This window comes from Pseudomonas viridiflava (genome assembly GCF_003702045.1).
In the GTDB taxonomy this organism is placed as follows: Bacteria; Pseudomonadota; Gammaproteobacteria; order Pseudomonadales; family Pseudomonadaceae; genus Aquipseudomonas; species Aquipseudomonas viridiflava_C.
In genome coordinates this window covers 92442-109142 of the sequence record NZ_RBTP01000031.1, presented here as the reverse complement: position 1 = coordinate 109142, position 16701 = coordinate 92442, and the positions used below count along the sequence as shown (strand labels likewise).

Annotated in this window: 18 protein-coding genes; 11 read left to right on the top strand and 7 right to left on the bottom strand. The window is 59.7% G+C overall.

What is annotated here, in order from left to right; genetic code table 11:
- Positions 1 to 69 precede the first annotated feature (69 nt).
- Positions 70 to 270, bottom strand: coding sequence for an SEC-C metal-binding domain-containing protein (locus ALP40_RS10445; RefSeq protein WP_122208201.1), 201 nt, complete (start codon positions 268 to 270; stop codon positions 70 to 72).
- Positions 271 to 416: 146 nt separating this feature from the next.
- On the opposite strand from ALP40_RS10445, the gene ALP40_RS10440 reads away from it, so the two are divergent.
- The 3 genes from ALP40_RS10440 to ALP40_RS10430 all read left to right on the top strand — a co-directional run bounded on the left by ALP40_RS10440 (position 417) and on the right by ALP40_RS10430 (position 2109).
- The gene (locus tag ALP40_RS10440; protein ID WP_122208200.1) at positions 417 to 1073 is read left to right on the top strand and encodes a LexA family transcriptional regulator; all 657 of its coding nucleotides are present in this window, start codon (positions 417 to 419) and stop codon (positions 1071 to 1073) included.
- A gap of 127 nt (positions 1074 to 1200) precedes the next feature.
- A complete protein-coding gene (locus ALP40_RS10435; RefSeq protein ID WP_122208199.1) occupies positions 1201 to 1452 on the top strand; it encodes a DUF1654 domain-containing protein in 252 nt (83 codons plus the stop codon).
- A gap of 327 nt (positions 1453 to 1779) precedes the next feature.
- Entirely contained in the window at positions 1780 to 2109 is a 330-nt protein-coding gene (locus ALP40_RS10430) for an MFS transporter (protein ID WP_122208198.1), read from the top strand.
- Between the two features lie 11 nt (positions 2110 to 2120).
- Here the strand turns inward: ALP40_RS10430 and ALP40_RS10425 are convergent, their stop codons facing one another.
- Positions 2121 to 2612 carry an LEA type 2 family protein gene (locus ALP40_RS10425; protein ID WP_122208197.1) on the bottom strand — a complete coding sequence of 164 codons (492 nt, stop codon included), beginning with the start codon at positions 2610 to 2612 and terminating at the stop codon, positions 2121 to 2123.
- A 114-nt stretch (positions 2613 to 2726) separates the two neighbouring features.
- Between ALP40_RS10425 and ALP40_RS10420 the strand changes: the two genes are divergently transcribed.
- A complete protein-coding gene (locus ALP40_RS10420; RefSeq protein ID WP_122208196.1) occupies positions 2727 to 3314 on the top strand; it encodes a hypothetical protein in 588 nt (195 codons plus the stop codon).
- Between the two features lie 134 nt (positions 3315 to 3448).
- Positions 3449 to 5887, top strand: a complete 2439-nt coding sequence (locus ALP40_RS10415; RefSeq protein WP_122208195.1) for a TonB-dependent receptor — start codon at positions 3449 to 3451, stop codon at positions 5885 to 5887.
- A 222-nt stretch (positions 5888 to 6109) separates the two neighbouring features.
- Here ALP40_RS10415 and ALP40_RS10410 read toward each other — a convergent pair whose 3' ends face one another.
- Both ALP40_RS10410 and ALP40_RS10405 read right to left on the bottom strand, forming a co-directional pair.
- The gene (locus ALP40_RS10410) at positions 6110 to 6583 is read right to left on the bottom strand and encodes a YchJ family protein (protein WP_122208194.1); all 474 of its coding nucleotides are present in this window, start codon (positions 6581 to 6583) and stop codon (positions 6110 to 6112) included.
- A 3-nt stretch (positions 6584 to 6586) separates the two neighbouring features.
- Positions 6587 to 7084: a DUF6231 family protein gene (locus tag ALP40_RS10405; protein ID WP_122208193.1), complete on the bottom strand. Its 498-nt coding sequence runs from the start codon at positions 7082 to 7084 to the stop codon at positions 6587 to 6589.
- A gap of 252 nt (positions 7085 to 7336) precedes the next feature.
- Between ALP40_RS10405 and ALP40_RS10400 the strand changes: the two genes are divergently transcribed.
- Together ALP40_RS10400 and ALP40_RS10395 are read left to right on the top strand one after the other, a co-directional pair.
- Positions 7337 to 7612 carry a DUF1145 domain-containing protein gene (locus ALP40_RS10400; RefSeq protein ID WP_122208192.1) on the top strand — a complete coding sequence of 92 codons (276 nt, stop codon included), beginning with the start codon at positions 7337 to 7339 and terminating at the stop codon, positions 7610 to 7612.
- A complete protein-coding gene (locus tag ALP40_RS10395) occupies positions 7605 to 8363 on the top strand; it encodes a collagen-like protein (protein ID WP_122208191.1) in 759 nt (252 codons plus the stop codon). The genes ALP40_RS10400 and ALP40_RS10395 overlap by 8 nt, the downstream gene beginning before the upstream one ends.
- Positions 8364 to 8415: 52 nt before the next feature.
- Here ALP40_RS10395 and ALP40_RS10390 read toward each other — a convergent pair whose 3' ends face one another.
- The 3 genes from ALP40_RS10390 to ALP40_RS10380 form a co-directional block, all read right to left on the bottom strand.
- The gene (locus ALP40_RS10390) at positions 8416 to 9438 is read right to left on the bottom strand and encodes a purine nucleoside permease (RefSeq protein WP_122208190.1); all 1023 of its coding nucleotides are present in this window, start codon (positions 9436 to 9438) and stop codon (positions 8416 to 8418) included.
- Positions 9439 to 9464: 26 nt separating this feature from the next.
- Positions 9465 to 10424, bottom strand: a complete 960-nt coding sequence (locus ALP40_RS10385; RefSeq protein ID WP_375140037.1) for a nucleoside-specific channel-forming protein Tsx — start codon at positions 10422 to 10424, stop codon at positions 9465 to 9467.
- Positions 10425 to 10622: 198 nt separating this feature from the next.
- Positions 10623 to 11087 carry a CopD family protein gene (locus ALP40_RS10380; RefSeq protein WP_122208189.1) on the bottom strand — a complete coding sequence of 155 codons (465 nt, stop codon included), beginning with the start codon at positions 11085 to 11087 and terminating at the stop codon, positions 10623 to 10625.
- A gap of 107 nt (positions 11088 to 11194) precedes the next feature.
- Here ALP40_RS10380 and dinG point away from each other — a divergent pair, with 107 nt between their 5' ends.
- The 4 genes from dinG to pdxH all read left to right on the top strand — a co-directional run bounded on the left by dinG (position 11195) and on the right by pdxH (position 16678).
- Positions 11195 to 13339: an ATP-dependent DNA helicase DinG gene (gene dinG, locus ALP40_RS10375; protein ID WP_122208188.1), complete on the top strand. Its 2145-nt coding sequence runs from the start codon at positions 11195 to 11197 to the stop codon at positions 13337 to 13339.
- Positions 13340 to 13457: 118 nt separating this feature from the next.
- Positions 13458 to 14606, top strand: coding sequence for a serine hydrolase domain-containing protein (locus ALP40_RS10370; RefSeq protein ID WP_122208187.1), 1149 nt, complete (start codon positions 13458 to 13460; stop codon positions 14604 to 14606).
- 154 nt (positions 14607 to 14760) lie between these two features.
- The gene (locus ALP40_RS10365; protein ID WP_122208186.1) at positions 14761 to 15897 is read left to right on the top strand and encodes an OmpA family protein; all 1137 of its coding nucleotides are present in this window, start codon (positions 14761 to 14763) and stop codon (positions 15895 to 15897) included.
- Between the two features lie 133 nt (positions 15898 to 16030).
- A complete protein-coding gene (gene pdxH / locus ALP40_RS10360; protein WP_122208185.1) occupies positions 16031 to 16678 on the top strand; it encodes a pyridoxamine 5'-phosphate oxidase in 648 nt (215 codons plus the stop codon).
- Positions 16679 to 16701 lie beyond the last annotated feature (23 nt).

Sequence of the window (16701 nt, the reverse complement as noted above, 5' to 3'; positions counted from 1 at the left end):
GTGAGGTGTGTGCCATTGCACACATGAAAACGGCCTGCATGGCAGGCCGTCGGCAGATTACCCGGTGTATTAAACGCCGTGGCACTTCTTGAACTTCTTCTCGCTGCCGCACGGGCAAGGATCGTTGCGGCCCACGTCTTTCAACGTGTTGCGCACCGGCTCCTGGTGCGCATGGCCGCAGTTGGGGCCGTGTACGTGACCGTGTTGGTGGTCGTGATGATCATGGTCGTGGTTACAGTCGGGGCCATGCACATGGGCTTGCTGGTTCATCGGGTCTACTCCGCAATTAAATCGACGCGCATTATCTCGCAAATGATCGCCAAGCTGTATCGAAGTGTTTTTCTCTGGAAAGCATGCTTACATTCGCGGCGTCAGGCGTTCGCTTTTCTTCCTTCCCGCGTTATGAGGCAGAGCCCATGAACAGACACGAACGTATCGCCCGCGCCATTGCTGTCAGTGGCAAGAAAAAAGGCGAAATAGCCGCCGAGTGTGGCGTGGCCAACTCTGCCGTCACGCAGTGGGTCAGCGGCGAGAGCAAGAGTTTGCGACCTGAGAATCTTTATGCGCTGGCCAAAGCCACGGGCTTTCGTGCCGAATGGCTGGCCATTGGCGAAGGGGAAGAGCGAATCACGGGCCACGATGCCAACGTGGCGCTGATCGACCAGCCCAGAATGTCCTTTCGCTACCCGGTGATCAGTTGGGTTTCGGCCGGTTCGTGGGAGGAGGCCGTCGAGCCTTACCCGGAGGGATTTTCGGACCGCTACGAAATTTCCGATTACGACTCCAAGGGACCGGCCTTCTGGCTCGAAGTCAAAGGCGATTCCATGACCGCACCTACCGGCGTCAGCGTGCCCGAAGGCATGATGATACTGGTGGACACCGAGGCTGACGTTCAACCTGGCAAGCTCGTCATTGCCAAGCTGCCGGCCAGCAATGAGGCGACCTTCAAGAAGCTGGTCGAGGACGGCGGGGTTCGCTACCTCAAACCCCTGAATCCGGCGTATCGAATGATCGAGTGCGGTGCCGACTGTCGCATTATCGGGGTGGCCGTGAGGATGACCGGCAAGCTCTGATGCAGGCAGCACAAGGCTTGCGGCGTTTTCTTTCCGAAATGGGTTGAATACTTTTCCTACAACCACCTTGTCGACTTCGTACAGCTGGAATACTGTATATAAATACAGTTATGCCGAGGAGGTTGTCATGGCTAGCGATCTGTATTCAGCAACGAAACCGTCTTTTTCCTACGAGCAAATCGGCAGGCGCATCCAGCGCATGGTGGCTGCGCCGGATGTGCAGAAAGTGCAGTTCATCACGGTGACGCGTCTCGAAGGCGAACCTTCCGAAATCTGGGACACCGTGCTTCAGGAAATCGAGGAAACCGAAGGCATTCAGGTCAATCACCTGGAAGACGGCTCTGTGTGGATTGGTTGGAAACGGTATATAGATAGCTGATGCTGTACGTAGCGCTTTCCAGGCGCTCGCGATAAACGACACGGCTTCCTGAACATCGCGTCTACTTCGCCGCGGGCAAGCCGCCTTCCACGATCCCGTAGGTAGCCGCCATTGTGGCCGGTCAGACCTATGCTCCGAGAAAGTGGAGACGACCTGACTGTCCTGCGTGTGCGCATCACGGCTCGCAAAATCGTTCACAGAACGCGGGTGCCATACGCATTACGTTCAGCAAGCTTGACGATTTATTTAAGTATGCTTAAATTTTGTTTCAGTTCTGAAACTCGACAGTGCGTGAACCTCATCATCTTTTTGTACGGAGTCAGGCTCATGGAGCTCTTGAATGGCTTGGTAGACAGATTCGAATGGTTGGTGGCGGGCCTGGTGGGTGCCATCATTTCTGCATGGTGGCACAAGGCGGGGCTGCTGGATTGGCGTGCCTGGCTGGTTTTTTTGGTCACCGGCGTTGCCTGTGCGGTTTTCCTGACTGGCATCGCCAGTAATTACCTTGGGGTTGATGAGCCTCGCAACATAACCGGCGTGGGCTTCTTGCTGGGCTCGTTCGGCGGATCATTGATTGCCGCCATCAACCGCGCGCTTTGGGCAGCAGACATCTGGAAGTTTCTGATGGAGCTGGTCAAGGGCAAGCTTGGGGGCTAGGTGCGGCGGTGTCAGCGCTTGTGGATCAGTTCCTCAGGCGCTACATCTCCCGAATGGCCAATGCGAACCGTGTTCCGAAACACCAAGCCGGTCTTGAGCTTGCCCTCCAGGCGGTAATGAATGGTTTCATGGGGCTTTTTCAATAACTGTGCAAGGTATCTGGCATGCCGCCAGAGGTTGGTCCGGATCGGCACTTCAAAGGTCCTGCTGCTATGGGCATCGACAAAAAACCAGTCGTTTGAGCGGTCATCCACCAGCACCATGTCATTGAGGCTGATTTTATATTGAAGCGCCCTGACCAGAACCCGCGAGTCGTTGGGGTTATCGATCTCGAAATGCAGTTTGAAATCCTGCTGCGTCAGCCTGGCTTTGACGACTTGAATCCTGAGCAAATGCACTTCCGGGTCCTGCACGCGGTCAAAACTCCAGATTGAGCATCCCGTCAGCCCAAACATGAGCAGCGCAAGGCTTATGGTTCTTGTAATGTGCGCCTGATAAAACATGAGGTTGCTCCGAGTGAGGCCTGAGTTTAGCAACTCGATGAGCAGGGGTAACCTGCTTGTTCTTACGGTTCCGGGCTTTGCCCTCGATGGTTTACGTGTCTGCGGGTGTAACGCATGAGTCGCTATGAAATCGTCTTCGATGGCCAACTGGTCGCCGGAGCCCAGCCTGAGAAGGTCAAAGCCAACCTGGGAAAGTTATTTCAGGCCGATGCGTCGCGCCTGGAATTGCTGTTCTCGGGACGACGACTGGTCCTGAAAAACAGCCTGGACGCGGACACTGCCGAAAAATACCGCGCCACGCTTGAACGTGCGGGAGCGATTGTCGAGGTCGTGCAGATGAACACGCCTCAGGCAGTTGAAGCGGTGGAAGCGCCACAGGCAGCACATATCAATGAGGTCGAAGAGGTCGAACTGGCGCGTCCGCCCGACGAGCCGACCTGGTTGCGCAAGATCTCCGTCAAGCCCGGGCGTCTGCAGATCAAACCGCGGGATGCCTATATGGCCGCCTTCTCAGACGTCGATGCCCCCGACTATTCAGTGGCCGAGGCCGGTAGCGATATGCAGGATCCCAAGCCTGATCCTGTCCCGCCAGCGTTGGACTTGTCCAGACTGAGCGTTGCGCCCGTAGGCAGCGACATGGGGCAGGCACCTCGCGGCACTGACAAAACTGCGCCCGACACCTCGCACCTGAAACTGGACTGACAGAACGTTGGCGAATCAGGGCGTCATGGCTGATGCCCATTTCCTGAAACGGAATAATTTTCAATAAGCCCTGTCACTTCTGGCGTTTCGCTCGGCTAACAGGCATTGAGAATGTTCCAGCCAGGAGTTGCCCGATGTCCCGTTCGTTAGACACCCTTTTGCGCCCCAGCCTGTTGGCGGTGGCCATCGCTGTTTGCGTGCCGTTGACCAGCCCGGTGTCGATGGCGGCTCAACAGGCTGCCAGCGTTCTTGCCTACGACTTGCCCGCAGCTCCTCTGGCGACCACGTTGAACCAGATCGCCAGCCAGAGCGGTCTGGCGCTGAGCCTGGATCCGGCGTTGGCCGCCGGTAAGTCCAGCGCACCGGTCAAAGGCCAGTTCGACGCAGCAGGGGCATTGCGTGAAGCGTTGCGCGGCAGCGGCCTGCAATTGGTGCAGAGCAGTTCCGGGACCTACACGCTGATGGCGATGGAGGAGGGCACGCTGAGTCTTTCGGACGTGACCATCAACGCACGCGCGTCGGCTGCCGAAGGCTCGGAGGCGGCAGGCTATCGCAGTGAAAGCATCAGCAGCGTCGGCGCGCTGGGCGGCATGAAGCTACAGGATGCGCCGTACTCCATCAGCGTAACGCCGCAAGCCTTGCTGAAGAACATCCAGGCCACCTCGCTGGACGACGTTATCAAGCACAACCCGTTCACACAGATGTACTCCCCGACCAGCGCCGGTTATGCCAGCGCCGTCAATATCCGGGGTTTCAGCAGCGCGGGCAGCTTGAACATTGCCAACGATGGCCTGCGCTTCACCAACGGCGCGGACGGCAGCAACTACCTGGAAGAGATGGAGCAACTGGAAGTCATCACCGGCCTGACCGGCTTTCTTTATGGCCCCGCCTCGCCGGGTGGCTTGGTCAATTACGTGATCAAGCGTCCGACCTATGAACGCTACAGCAGCGTGACCCTAGGCAACGCTGGAGGCGAAAACTACTACCTGCACGGCGACTTTGGCGGTCCGATCGACAGCGAAGGTAAATTCGCCTATCGCCTCAATGTGCTGACTCAGGATGGCGAAACCGCCGTCGACATGAACAAGCGCCGCCGCGAAATGATCTCTCTCGCACTGGACTGGAACGTCTCCGACGACCTGCTGGTGCAGTTCGATGCCTCGCACAAGAAAACCCAGATTCGTGGCCTGACCAGTTACTGGTACTTCAGCGATCAGTCGCTGCGTCCGAGCGCGGCCTCGCTGGATAACGACAAGCTGTACAGCCAGAAATGGTCGTTCTCGGATTACGAATCGGACAAGGCGGGCGTGCGAGCCAAGTGGCGATTGAACGATACGTTTACTTTGCGCGCTGCGTTCGCTGCCCAGCAGTACACCAGCGAAAACACCTACACCGGCCCGACAGTCAGCAGCGCGGGGCTTTATTCGCAGCCGCTCTACGCGTTTGCCCCCATCGAAACCGAAGAAAAAACCGGTTCGTTGTTTCTGGATGCAGAGTTTGCGACCGGCTTCCTTGGGCACAAGCTCACGATGGGCTATCAGGGCAACACGTCCCGCCAGAAGCAGTACGAAGACCATATCCCTTTCACACCCACCCAGCCTGGTCCGCAGTACACCTCGCCGGTGGGAACCATCCCGTTCGACCAGACCCCGCAGGTGGGCAAGCCCGCTTATTTCATCGGTCATGGCAATCAGCGGCTGGCCAACAGTAGCGAGAGCAATAACGTCCTGATCGGCGACGTCATCACGTTCAATGAACAGTGGTCGGCGATCCTCGGAGTGACCAATACCCAGATCAAGACCTACGCCAACGAATTCGTCTATGCACGGGCCTTTGGTTCGGCAGAAACCGAAACCACGTACAACGAGAGCAAAACCTCACCCAACATCTCTCTGGTCTACAAACCGGTGCCGTGGCTGACCACTTACGCGACCTATATCGAAGGGCTGCAATCCGGCGGCATTGCGCCGAGCGGCACCACCAACGCGGGTCAAGCGTTTGCGCCCGAGGTCAGTGAGCAATATGAAATCGGTGCCAAGGCGACGCTGGGCGAAACGTTGCTTACCCTGGCGCTATTCAACATCGAAAAGCCCAACGGTTATACGACGGGGTCGAACATCTACGTGGTGGACGGGCGACAGGAAAACAACGGCCTGGAGTTCAGCGTGACCGGCAAGGTCATGCCTGAACTGACGCTGGTCGGCGGCTTCACGCTCCTGGACCCCAAGATCAAAAAGACCGGTGTTGCTGCGGATGAAGGCAACGCGCCGACCAACGTTACCAAGCAACTGGCCAAGGTTTACGCCGAATACGACATCCATCAGGTGCCGGGCCTGGCCATGACCGGTGGCGCCTTCTACACCGGCAAGCAGTACACCGATCAGAGCAACGAAAACGACCTGCCATCGTTCACCACCTTCGATGCAGGCGCTCGTTATCGCATGCGTGTTTCGGAGAACGACCTGACGCTGCGGGTCAACGTCAGCAACCTGGCCAACAAGGAATACTGGCTGAACAGCAGCTACCTGGGCGATCCCCGGACCGTGGCGTTCTCGGCGCAGCTGGAGTTTTGAGGGGGCTGTGTCCCGCGAGATCTGCGTAAGGGACGCAGAGCGTCCCGGGATGCATGCCGACGCGGAGCATCGGCACGATCAAGACTGCGTGTGCCAGCTCGTCCCCCACACTCCGGGATCAGCCGCTATAAACAAGTTCTGCTGCAACCACCTCCCACAGGGTTGCATTTCCTTCAGTAATTATCGTTTTGGCCGCGTCTTGCCCGTTTCTGTCGGGCTACGCTAGCCGATATACGCTGAGCAGCACTTCTTGAACTTCTGTTCACTGCCACAAGGACAGGCATCGTTGCGTCCGGCCTTGAGCGGGACGGTCGAGTCGATGAAGTACCAGAGGCCCTGATTCTGCACGAACGATGAGCGTTCCTTGTGGCTGTGCTCGCCGTTGCCGTCGTGCCAGCGTGCGGTGAAGGTCACGAAGGCGTGCTCGGGCTTGCCGCCAAACACCTCGGTGCTTTCCACCTCGAGCCCCAGCCAGGTGCTTTGCGCGCTCCACTGAGCAATCGCTTCACGGTCCAGCCCGCTTTGTTGCGCAGGCAGCGTGGTTTGCACCAGGTAATCGGTCAGCCCCAGCACATAGGCGCTGTAACGCGAGCGCATCAGTTTTTCCGCGCAGGGAGCAGGCAAGCCTGCGTGGTAGTGCCCGCAGCAGGCCAGCAACAGATCGCCGCTGCCGCAGGGGCAAATGGCACTACTCATGATTCACCACCAATACTTTCCAAAATTTTCAGGGTTGGCCCAATATTTCGCATTCAACCAGTCCGGCACCTGTTTGTACTCACGCAAATCGTAGGTAAACAGCGTCAGCACCTGCTCGTCGCGGGCAAAGCGTTCACTGGCTTGCAGGGCCAGTGAGAAGAAGTCGGTTTCTTGCCAGCCACAGGCTTTAAGGTCAGCCAGCACGGCGATGCGGCTGGCGTTAAGGTTTCGGATCCCGCCCAGCAGCTCCAGTCCTGTGCGCTTGGGCAAGTGCTCCAGGCAATCGACCACCAACGCCAGGTCAAACCGCTGCGCTGCCAGATGAGGGGGCAGCAGGCCGGGCTCGGCCAGCGACACTTCGGTCTGCGGGTGCGCCTCTTGAAACGCTTGCAACGCGGGAAACGCCTGCGCGCCGATCAGCAGCAGACGCTGCGGTGCATATCGGTCGAGCAGGGCTGCCAGCGCTTGCTGGGGCGTGCGGGTGGAATGGCCGACGGTCATCGAAAGTCCTCTGATTGACTGACAAGACTAGCCTGCCGCAGGTGCGCTGAAAAGCGTCCGTCCTGTTGTGCGAGCAGCAGCATGGACGTAAACACCTGACGCCTTGAAACAGGTTTCGGGCTATATCTGTCCAGACAGCATGTTTTTTCACTCACTGCTGGCATATTCAGTGGGCAGGACGTCTACTGTGCGGCGACGAAAAGCGTGCGAAGAATTCGCTTTCGTAAAGGATCATGATCAAGGGGGCAGGCGATGAAGTGGGTTTGGGGATTGGGAAAGCTGTTGATGCTGGGTTTCTGGCTGGTGGTGCTGGCCAATGCGGTGATAGAGGCACCCAGCCCGTTGGGCGTGATGCTCGATATGGCGGGCAGTCTGGTGCTGCTGACTCATCTGCTTGAATTGATCCTGTTCAACGGCAGCCTTCGCGGTCGCCAGCATCCGTGGCGTGACAGAGGCAAAATCGTCCTGTTCGGCATCTTTCATCTCCAATCCATCGGCCGTCCGGCTTCGGGGCACACCTATGCGTAATCTCGTTCTACTGGCAGCACTGTTCAGCCCGCTGGCGATGGCCCAGGCGATCATCGTTGCACCGCATTCGCTGATGCGCCTTCCCGGCAACAGCAGTGTGCTGCAGGTCGAGCGTCTGGAAGTGGCGGACTACGGCACGTTGCTGATTCCCGCAGGCATCGACGACGTGAAGATCGGTCAACTGGTGCTTGGCCACGAAGCGCGTATTGCAATCGTGCCCGGCGTGCAGACCTTCAAGCTGGTCGTGGATCGCGGCGAGTTCGGCACCGGCAGCCAGATCACCGCACGCGGCGCACCGGGCACCTTCGAAAAACCTGCATTGCCGGGCCGCAACCTGACGCTGCGGGTGAACGCCCTGAATGCCGAGCAACTGTCGATCGATGCACGCGGCGGCGCGGGTGGCCCTGGGTATGCGGGGCTGGACGGTGGCACGGGTGAAGAGCCTGGCTGCACCTGGGGTCAGGCCGGACGCGGTTACAACGGTGATCACGGCGGTGACGGGCACGACGGCGCAGCGGGCGCACAGGTGCGTCTTGAGCTGCCGTACAGCTTTGCGGCCGAGCGTATCAAGGTCAATGTCGAAGGCGGGGCGCCGGGCAAAGGCGGCGAGGGCGGCAAGGCAGGTAAAGGCGGCGCGTCCAAAGGCTGCATCGTCTATCGCGCCGACGGTGGCAAGGCAGGCAGAGCGGGCGAGCCGGGCCAGCCAGGTGTTGCTGGCCCTGCAGGTGCGCTGATTCTTCAGCGCCTGTAACCGTTTCTGACAGGCTGCGGACCAACAGTCTTCAGCCTGTCACGCGAAACGCTTACTGCGGTACGCCGTTCTCCCAGCTCTTCCAATCCTTGACGATCGCCTGTACCAGTGGGTTGCCGGTGCGATACAGGTTTTCCAGCGCCGGTACGAACGCACCCTGGTCGGCATATTTCAGCAGATTGTCCACTTCGCTGTAACCCGGATAAGGGCGATCGAAGTCGGAGCCTGCGCGGACCACGGCAAGGCGATTGATGTCGACCTTGCCCGCCTTGCTGGCCCGCAGCAGGGCCTCGTAGGTGGAGTTGTCTTCCTGCTGAGTGGTGCAGTAAACGCCTTTGTTGTCGGTCAACAGGCGTGTCCAGACTTCCGCCCGTTCACTCAAGCGTGTTCCCGAAAACCACGTATTGCCCGCCACGGTGTCGCACTGGGTGACCTGTGGTGGCTGATTGGCCGGTGCGTAAGGGTATTTGACCCGCCAGGCAGCCGACTCCTTGCTCTCGCTGAGGGCCACTTTCTGCGACAGGGCGAAGGCCTTGGCCTGCAGTTTCGGATTGAGCTCGAAGACTTCGGTCTTGTAGTCCAAGGGCGGCTTTTCGTTCGGCCCCTTGGTGTTGATGCCCAGGTAGCCAGTTGGCCAGTCTTTGGGCACGTCGCGCGAATCAATCTCCCATTGCGTGCCGAACTCCACCAGATAATGCGCCCAGGCCGTGGTGCCGAGGCTGCCGTGATGTGGGTTGATCCCGGCGATGCCCGCGACGATGAAGTAAGTCTTGCGCAGGTCGAACTGCGGCGACAGGGCCAGCGCCAGCGTCGAGGCCGCGGCGTTGGTCTGGCCCATGCCGGTGACCATCAGGCAGGTGTCCTGATCATTACAGCGGATGGTCGGGTACTCGGCGGCAAGCCCCGGCACGTTGGTTTCCTTGGTCAGGTGCAGGCGGTCGATCCAGTTCTGAGCTTCGGGGGCGAACATGGCGATCAGCATGACTTTGGGCGTGACGGGCGTGGTGGCCGCCCAGATACCCGGGCTGAGCAGGGCGAGCGAGGCGCAGAGGGCGTTGCGAGTGATGCTTTTCATGGGAACTCCTGTAGTCAAAATCATGGTCAGAACTGGTAACCGACGCCGGCGTAGTAACCCCAGCCGTCCGAGCGGGCGCGGAAGTTGCCTTCGCCGAAATTCAGCTCACTGCCGTCCTGCCAATTGCCGCCGTTATGGAAATAACGTCCCACCAAAGTGAAGCGCAGGTGCGTGAACGCGTACAGCAGCACATTGGTGGCGACCGTCGAATTGGCGGTGCGGGCCGGATCGTTCTTGAGGTCCGAGCCGAAATCGAAGTTGGTGAAGCCGATGTAGGTCAGCGATGCGCCGTTGTCGAATTTCGTGATCGGCACAATGTATTTGAGCTGGGCGCGATAGCCGTCCCATGAGTATTCATTGCTCGCGCCGTAGTTTTCCCACTGGTAGCGACCATAGAAGTTGGCCGACAGGTTGACCCGTGATTTTGTGTCGATGTCGGTGCCGATGCCGCTGTACAGGGTGTTGGCGCGGTTGGCCGAATTACTGCCGTGGTCGTAGATCCAGTCGAAGGCGACATACCATTCCTTGAACGGCCCCACGGCCAGGCTGCGACCTGCCAGGTAATCGATGGAAATGCGTGGTTCATGCTCCATGAACACCGGCGAGCCGTGATCCCAGACGCCTTTGTCGTTGCGGTTGCCGATGTCGAGAATCTTTGGCACGTCGATGTAGCCATACAGCTCGAAGGGTCCCTTGCGGCCGAAGTATTCGTATTCCAGATAAACGTCATCGACCGGCTGCGGGCCGAAGCTGATGTCCTTGCTGCCGATGAGCGTGAGGTCCTGATTGAACCAGTCCGACAGGTAGACGCCTTTGCCTTCCTTGGGGGCGGCGGGCGGACTCAGTGTCTCGCCCTGCGCGGAATCTTCGGCTGTCGCAGGTTGCGCCTGCACCATCGAGCAGGGCAGTGCAAACGTGGCTGCGAACAAGAGAGGAATCAAACGCCTGGATGGCGTGACGGACTGCGTGGAGGACTGCATCGGGATTGAAACTCCTTTTAATGGTACGTACAGCGATTCGCAAACGTTTGCACAGGACGTGCCAAAGGATTCAACCGCCTGAAAGCCAAGGAAAATCAGGTAATAACGTGACTGATCGGGCAGGATTCTGCCCGCCTGCTGTGCGCGGTATCACTCTGGGTGCCCCACGATGTTTCGTTTCGCACAGCCGAGGTGTTCAGCCGATCAAAAACCCGGACGTGCCGCCGCGATCACCACCACCGCCAGCCCGATGAGCAGATTGATGCCAACCAGTCGTCGGATTTTGCCCAAGGCCGCAGCGCCTTCAGCCCACTGCTCGGTTTCCACTGCACGCACCAATTCCGGCAACTGCAACGAATGGATACGCAGAAACAGCGCCACCATCACCACGTACAACCCCATCATGATCTGTACATAACGGGGGGCCGTTTCGAAGCCTGTAAAGCTCAGCTGAATCATCCCGATACCGGTGATGGGCAGCACAACGACGGCGGCCCAGACCCACCTGAAGAACCTCGGAAACACCTGGACCCACACTTTCAAGCGAGACGGCCCATCCAGTGCTGCAATGACGGCTGGGCGCAACACCATCCAGGCGAAGAACATCCCGCCAACCCAGACCAGAGCAGCCAGCAGATGCAACGTATAGACAGGGGAAAATGCGGTCATCGGGTACTCCGTTCTGCGCGGATGGATTTAGCGCGCTATGATAGCGCCCACTCAGAACCACTGAAAATTTATCCAGCCTTTTTTGCCGTGCCCCCGAACCGAAGCCAATGATCAGTACCGAACTCAAATCCCAGATCCAGGGCGCCTACTCGCGTTTCCTCGAAGCCAAGAGCCTCAAGCCACGTTATGGCCAGCGATTGATGATCGCCGAAGTCGCCAAGGTACTGGGGGACATCGATACCGATGAAGAGGGCCGGCGCTCGGGCGACCCGGCCGTGGTCGCCGTGGAAGCGGGCACCGGTACAGGCAAGACCGTTGCCTACGCCATCGCCTCGATTCCGACCGCCAAGGCGGCGGGCAAGCGTCTGGTGATCGCTACGGCGACTGTCGCGCTGCAAGAGCAGATCGTCTACAAGGACCTGCCGGACCTGATGCGCAACAGCGGGCTGAATTTCACCTTCGCCCTGGCCAAAGGGCGCGGTCGCTACATGTGCCTGTCCAAGCTCGATATGCTGCTGCAAGAAAGCGACGCCACCAATGCGACCGCGCAGCTGTTCGAGGAAGAAGGCTTCAAGATCGAGGTCGACGAAGCCAGCCAGAAACTGTTCACCAGCATGTTGCAGAAGCTGGCGGGCAATAAATGGGACGGCGACCGCGACAGCTGGCCTCAGGAGCTGGCGGATCAGGACTGGGCGCGGCTCACCACCGATCACAGCCAATGCACCAATCGCCATTGCCCGAACTTCCAGCAATGCGCCTTCTATAAGGCACGAGAGGGCATGGGCAAGGTCGATGTAATCGTCACCAACCACGACATGGTGCTGGCCGACCTGGCGTTGGGTGGCGGTGCGGTGCTGCCGGACCCGCGTGACACGCTGTACGTGTTCGACGAAGGCCATCACCTGCCGGACAAGGCCATCGGTCACTTCGCGCATTACACCCGCTTGCGCTCCACAGCCGACTGGCTGGAGCAGACCGCCAAGAACCTTGCCAAGCTGCTGGCCCAGCATCCATTGCCCGGCGACCTGGGCAAGCTGATCGAACAAGTCCCTGAACTGGCGCGCGAGATCAAAGGCCACCAGCAGTTCATGTTCGGTGCCTGCGAGCAACTGGCGGATTTTCGCGCCGGTGAAGACATGCAGGGCCGTGAGCGCCCGCGCCATCGTTTCGTGGGGGGCGTCATTCCCGAGCACATCCGCGAGATGGGCATCGAACTCAAGAAAGGTTTTGCCCGCCTGGACGACCTGTTCACCCGCCTGACCGACCTGCTCAAGGATGGCATGGACGGTGAGGTCAACATCGGTATCGCCAGCCATCAGGCCGAAGAGTGGTATCCGTTGTTTGGCAGCCTGCTGGCCCGCGCTCACGGTAATTGGGAGTTGTGGACGGCGTTCACTGCCGAGGACCCGGAAGACAGCCCGCCGATGGCCCGCTGGTTGACGCTGGCTGACAGCGGGGCGCTGTTCGACATCGAAGTCAACGCCAGCCCGATCCTGGCGGCCGAAATGCTGCGCCGCAACTTGTGGAATATCGCTTACGGTGCCCTGGTCACGTCGGCAACCCTGACCGCGTTGGGCAAGTTCGACCGTTACCGCATGCGTGCCGGCCTGCCGAAAGGCGCGGTCACGGCGGTCGTGCCCAGCCCTTTCCATCATGCCGATGCCGGTGTGTTGCGTGTGCCGGACCTCAAGGCCGATCCGCGTGACGCCGTCGCTCACACTGCGGCAATCATTCGTGACCTGCCCGGTCTGGTCGAAGGTTCTCGCGGCACGCTGGTGCTGTTCTCATCGCGCAAGCAGATGCAGGACGTGTTCGACGGGCTGGACCGCGACTGGCGCAAGCAGGTGTTCATCCAGGGCAACCTGTCCAAGCAGGAAACCTTGAACAAGCACAAGGCGCGGGTCGACAGTGGTGAGTCCAGCGTATTGTTCGGGCTGGCCAGCTTTGCCGAGGGTGTGGATTTACCCGGTGCGTATTGCGAGCATGTGGTGATCGCCAAAATCCCGTTCGCGGTGCCGGACGACCCGGTCGAAGCGGCGCTGGCCGAATGGATCGAAGCGCGGGGCGGTAATCCGTTCATGGAGATTGCGGTGCCGGATGCATCCCTGCGACTGGTTCAGGCGTGCGGCCGTTTGCTGCGCACCGAGGAGGACCGGGGCACCATCACGCTGCTGGATCGCCGCGTGGTGACTCAGCGCTATGGCAAAGCGATCCTCAACGCGCTGCCGCCGTTTCACCGGGAAATCTCCTGAACCAAGGCCGACCGGCATTTGGCAGCAGTTCCCAAAACGGTCAATCGCTGGAACAATATGCGCCCATTCGGTTGGCCGTCTTCAAGGCCTTCATAGCGACATTCAGGAGTCAGCGGTTTTGCAGATCCAGGGTCATTTCGAACTTGAATTCGAAGCTGTGCGTGAAGCCTTTGCGGCGCTCTTTGACGATCCTCAGGAGCGCGGCGCTGCGTTGTGCATCCAGGTCGGCGGGCAAACGGTCGTCGATCTGTGGGCAGGCACCGCTGATAAGGATGGCGCCGAAGCCTGGCACACCGACACCATCGCCAACCTGTTCTCCTGCACCAAAACGTTTGCCAGTGTGGCGGTTCTGCAATTGGTGGAGGAGGGCAAGCTGAGCCTGGATGAGCCCGTCGCCAGACTGTGGCCCGAGTTCGCAGCAGCGGGCAAGTCGTCGATCACCTTGCGTCAGTTGCTGTGCCACCAGGCCGCGTTGCCCGCCATTCGCGAGCAATTGCCCGCCGAAGCGCTGTATGACTGGAACACCATGACCTCAGTCCTGGCGGCCGAGGAGCCGTGGTGGGTGCCCGGTCAGGGGCACGGTTACGCCGCCATCACCTATGGCTGGCTGATCGGCGAGATGCTGCGCCGCGCCGACGGTCGAGGCCCGGGTGAATCCATCGTGGCGCGCATTGCCCGCCCGCTGGGGCTGGATTTTCATGTAGGGCTGGCCGATGACCAGTTCTACCGGGTGGCGCACATCGCCCGTGGCAAAGGCAATGTCGGCGATGACGCGGCCCAGCGAGTGCTGCACGCGACAATGCGTGAGCCGGCATCGATCACCGCCAGGGCGTTCACCAATCCTCCGTCGATCCTCACGAGTACCAACAAACCGGAATGGCGTCGCATGCAGCAACCGGCGGCCAACGGTCATGGCAACGCACGCAGCCTCGCCGGTTTCTACAACGGTCTGCTGGATGGCAGCTTGCTGGAAGCCGACATGCTCAATGAGCTGACCCGCGAACACAGTATCGGCCAGGACAAGACCCTGCTGACCTCGACCCGATTCGGGCTGGGCTGCATGCTCGATCAGCCTACCGTGGCCAATGCTACCTTCGGGCTGGGTCCCAAAGCGTTCGGTCACCCGGGTGCAGGTGGCTCCGTGGGCTTTGCCGATCCGGACTATGAAGTAGCGTTTGGCTTCGTTACCAACACGCTGGGGCCTTACATCCTCATGGACCCACGGGCGCAGAAATTGGTCAGGGTACTACGTGAGTGTTTGCAGTAAGTTTCGTCTATAAGTATTTGTTTAATACCGACTGTCAGTTAATCGGGGTATAACGGGTCCGTACGACGGTTTCTCTTTCCACCTGTAACTTCATGCGTGTTATACGGACGTAACAACGTTCCTTCTGTCTGATCAAAACTGTTGTGGGTCATCCATGTCGTCCAATAAAAGCCTCGTTCTCGCTCTGTGCATCGCTGTTACCGGCTGTGCTCAAACTCCTCAATCCGATTCCTCTGCGACCGAAGGCCATTGGTGGCAGTTTGGCTCTGGCGCAGCCGATGATGGCGCCGTGAAGGCGCCTGCCCCGGCGCCTGCAGCACCCGTTGCCAAGGCGGTTGAAAAGCCAGCGTCGGCTACCGATGCGCAGAGTGTCAGCCCTTGGTACTGGCCATTTGGCTCAGACGACAAGGCAGCCGTAAAGCCTGACGCTGTTGCGACCCAGCCTGCGGACAAACCGAAGGCCCCTGCGCTGGTTGCAAAGACTGAAACCGACACTAAATGGTGGTGGCCTTTCCCAAGCGCCGGCGCCAAAAACGACGAGCCTAAAGCCGCGCCAATGCCTGATCCCAAGGTGACCAAGGCCTGGCTGGACGAATACGAGCCCCGCGTTCGCGCTGCGATCAAAGACACACCGTTCGAGCTGGAACGTCGTGACGACCTGCTGGCGATCACTGCACCCGTCGACAGCTCGTTCAACCCGGACCGCCCGGCCATGCTGCTGCCGGTCACCCTTGGCCCGATTACCCGTCTGGCCAAAGCGGTGGAAGGTGACAAGCGAAGCGCCGTGCTGATTCTGGGCCACGCGGATACCTCGGGTCCTACAGAAGCCAATCAGAAAATCAGTCAGGAGCGTGCACAGTCGGTTGCTGCGATTTTCCGCCTCAGTGGTCTTGAGCGTCAGCGCTTGAGCCAGCGTGGCATGGGTGCAGTGATGCCGCGTGCTGCCAACGACAGCGCTCAGGGTCGTGCGCTGAACCGTCGTGTGGAAATCCTGATGACACCGCAAGACACGATGGTGGCCCTGATGAGCCGTTATGCACTGCCACCGGTGGCTCCAACGATGGTCGCGACCCAAGACGTCAAGCCTGTCGTGCCTGCTCCGGCACCGGCCAAGAAAGCCGCCCCGGCCAAGAAAGACACGGCCAAGAAGGCAGCGCCAGCCAAGGCCAAGGCGACGACCGCCAAGAAAGCGGCTCCGGCCAAGTCCACCGCTGCGGCGAAAAAGCCGGCTGCCAAGACCCCGGCCAAGGACGCAGCCGCGAAGAAAACCGACGCCCAGACCAATAACTGATTCTGTTGTTGGCCCTGACCCCTCCCACGCGCCGCGTGGGAGTGCCTCTCCAGATGCGCCGCGTCTGACCTGACTGGGGTACTGCTCAAGCGTCCGTCCTCAGAAACTCAGCCTTGCCATAAGGAATGACACCATGAGCCAGACCCTGGCTGACATGCGCCGTGACTACACCCGCGACGGTCTGACCGAAGCGCAGTCACCGGGCGAGCCGTTTGCGTTGTTTCACCAATGGTTCGCCGAGGCGGTGAAAACCGAACAGCCTCCGGTTGAAGCCAACGCCATGACCCTGGCAACCGTTGACGAAGAGGGGCGTCCGCATTGCCGCGTGCTGCTGCTCAAAGGCCTGGACACACAAGGTTTCACTTTCTTCACCAATTACGACAGCGCCAAAGGTCAGCAACTGGCTGCACGGCCTTTCGCGGCCATGACCTTTTTCTGGCCCACGCTTGAGCGCCAAGTGCGCATTGAAGGGCGCGTGATGAAGGTCACGCCTCAGGAATCGGACGCTTATTATCAGGTCAGGCCGTTGGGCAGCCGCCTCGGGGCCTGGGCCTCGCCGCAAAGCCGGGTGATCGCGGATCGTGAAGAACTTGAAGGCTTGATCACACAGACCGAACAGCGCTTTCTCGATACCGCGCCCCATTGCCCCGAGCACTGGGGCGGTTATCGCCTGCTGCCTGAGCGAATCGAGTTCTGGCAGGGACGTTCGAGCCGTCTTCATGACCGTTTGAACTATCGTTGGGTAGAGGGACAATGGGAGCGTGAGCGTCTGGCACCCTGATTGAATTATTTGTCGGGGTGATC